Annotated in this window: 2 protein-coding genes and 2 rRNA genes (2 of these 4 only partly in view); 2 read left to right on the top strand and 2 right to left on the bottom strand. The window is 48.5% G+C overall.

What is annotated here, in order from left to right:
* Together ACHHV8_RS30205 and rrf are read left to right on the top strand one after the other, a co-directional pair.
* A 23S ribosomal RNA gene (locus tag ACHHV8_RS30205) occupies positions 1-1003 on the top strand (it extends 1945 nt beyond the left edge of the window).
* Positions 1004-1183: 180 nt separating this feature from the next.
* A 5S ribosomal RNA gene (rrf, locus tag ACHHV8_RS30200) occupies positions 1184-1300 on the top strand.
* A gap of 43 nt (positions 1301-1343) precedes the next feature.
* Here rrf and ACHHV8_RS30195 read toward each other — a convergent pair.
* Both ACHHV8_RS30195 and ACHHV8_RS30190 read right to left on the bottom strand, forming a co-directional pair.
* A complete protein-coding gene (locus ACHHV8_RS30195; RefSeq protein WP_395162962.1) occupies positions 1344-2039 on the bottom strand; it encodes a polysaccharide deacetylase family protein in 696 nt (231 codons plus the stop codon).
* 106 nt (positions 2040-2145) lie between these two features.
* Positions 2146-2500, bottom strand: partial view of a stalk domain-containing protein gene (locus ACHHV8_RS30190; protein WP_395162961.1) — the 3' end only. Its footprint extends 461 nt past the window's final position; only the last 355 of its 816 coding nucleotides appear in the window; the start codon falls outside the window, past its right edge; its stop codon occupies positions 2146-2148.

Below are 2500 nucleotides of genomic sequence, written 5' to 3'. Positions count from 1 at the left end.
AAGCCCCAGTAAACGGCGGCCGTAACTATAACGGTCCTAAGGTAGCGAAATTCCTTGTCAGGTAAATTCTGACCCGCACGAATGGCGTAACGACTTGGGCGCTGTCTCAACGAGAGATCCGGTGAAATTTTAATACCTGTGAAGATGCAGGTTACCCGCGACAAGACGGAAAGACCCCATGGAGCTTTACTGCAGCTTGATATTGAACTTTGGTACGATCTGTACAGGATAGGTGGGAGCCTGAGAAGCCTGAGCACCAGCTTGGGTGGAGGCGCCGTTGGGATACCACCCTGATCGTATCGGAGTTCTAACCTGGTACCGTGAACCGGTATGGGGACAGTGTCAGGTGGGCAGTTTGACTGGGGCGGTCGCCTCCTAAAAAGTAACGGAGGCGCCCCAAGGTTCCCTCAGAATGGTTGGAAATCATTCGAAGAGTGCAAAGGCATAAGGGAGCTTGACTGCGAGACAAACAGGTCGAGCAGGGACGAAAGTCGGGCTTAGTGATCCGGTGGTACCGCATGGAAGGGCCATCGCTCAACGGATAAAAGCTACCCTGGGGATAACAGGCTTATCTCCCCCAAGAGTCCACATCGACGGGGAGGTTTGGCACCTCGATGTCGGCTCATCGCATCCTGGGGCTGAAGTAGGTCCCAAGGGTTGGGCTGTTCGCCCATTAAAGCGGTACGCGAGCTGGGTTCAGAACGTCGTGAGACAGTTCGGTCCCTATCTGTCGTGGGCGCAGGAAATTTGAGAGGAGCTGTCCTTAGTACGAGAGGACCGGGATGGACGTACCGCTGGTGTACCAGTTGTTCCGCCAGGAGCACGGCTGGATAGCTACGTACGGACGGGATAAGCGCTGAAAGCATCTAAGCGTGAAGCCCCCCTCAAGATGAGATTTCCCAGTATGTAAGACCCCTTGAAGACGACGAGGTAGATAGGTTCGGGGTGGAAGTGCCATAAGGTATGGAGCTGACGAATACTAATCGGTCGAGGGCTTATCCAAGAGAACAGCAAAGAAGAAGGATGTATGCTTGCTTCGTATCTAGTTTTCAGGGTAACAACCTTGAAACAAATAGCTGCATGTCCTTTATAGGGATGGATATTTTCTTGCAGCGTTTTCGAAGAAGCAACGCTTCGAAAAATCCCAGGCTTACGAAGCCAGCTTTCTAACGAAAGCACATCGTTTGGTGATGATGGCGGAGGGGAACCACGCGTTCCCATCTCGAACACGACCGTTAAGCCCTCCAGCGCCGATGGTACTTGAACCGAAGGGTTCCGGGAGAGTAGGACGTCGCCAAGCAACCAAAAAAAACAGCCGATCTGTAATCAGATCGGTTGTTTTTTTACTTTTGTGTCCTTGCAATAAGGTCAGTCACGGTAAGGAACTGATACCCTTGATTTTTTAATTCGGGGATGATTCGTTTCAATGCTTCGACAGTTTGACTGCAATCTCCTTGCAGATCGTGGAACAAAATAATATCTCCGTTATGCACATTGGATAACACGGTATGGACAATTTTATCAACTCCGGGCCGTTTCCAATCCTTCGTGTCCTGGTACCAGGACCACATCACGACAGTTAGCTTGTCCTCCTGCGTCATTTGAAGCAAAGCCTCATTGTAAAAGCCGCCTGGAGGCCGAAAAACATGAGGAGTCTGTTCCGTAATATCAAAAATAATATCTTGAGTTTGCCGGATTTCATCCATCAGCTTTTGGGAAGATACATTTTTTAAATAATGATGATCGAAGGTGTGGTTGGCAATCTCATGCCCCTCATTGACTTCACGAATGGCAAGAGCCGGATACATTTGCACTCTTTTACCTAAGACAAAAAAGGTCGCTTTTGCATCATAGGCCTTAAGCAGATCCAAAATTTGCGGAGTATAAACTGGATTCGGTCCATCATCGAATGTAAGGGCAATAAGCTTCTGATCCGTGTGCACATTCCAAACAACCTCGCTGTTGGGCCTGGAGGATGCAGCTGTAGAAAGACAGAGGAGGAGGATACACATTCCTAATTTTAATAATATCTTAGTCAAGAAAAGGCCCCCTTCAATGGTTTACAGCTTAGTTTTGTCCTCCGTAAACAGGAATATGCCAATAAAAAAACACCTGCTCGCTGCAGATGCTTTTTCATTGACATTACTATTTTAGTACATAAATTTTTACTTGCTGAACGCCGAATTGAAGAGCCTTTGTTTTGTTGCCAGGTACGTAAATGTCGATTTTGTTCCCTTTAATAGCGGAGCCTGTATCGGCTGCTGTAGCATACATACCGCCGGTCGGAAGTCCGTCATAATCGTAGCCTTCCACATAGACCTTGGCTCCGAGCGGGATCACTGTCGGGTTCACCGAGATGGTACCGACTTGAAGCGGATTACCGAAATAATCCAGGTTGGCATACCCTCCATTTTCTTCAGAAGACCCGGTATATGCCGTAGCATTTCCTTCGATCACCTTTTGAAAGGTGGGTGCATACCATGCAGGAGCATGATACTGG

It is taken from the genome of Paenibacillus sp. TAB_01 (assembly GCF_043945595.1).
In the GTDB taxonomy this organism is placed as follows: domain Bacteria; phylum Bacillota; class Bacilli; order Paenibacillales; family NBRC-103111; genus Paenibacillus_S.
Note: the sequence above shows the minus strand (reverse complement) of the source record. Positions and strands in the feature narration are given on the sequence as shown.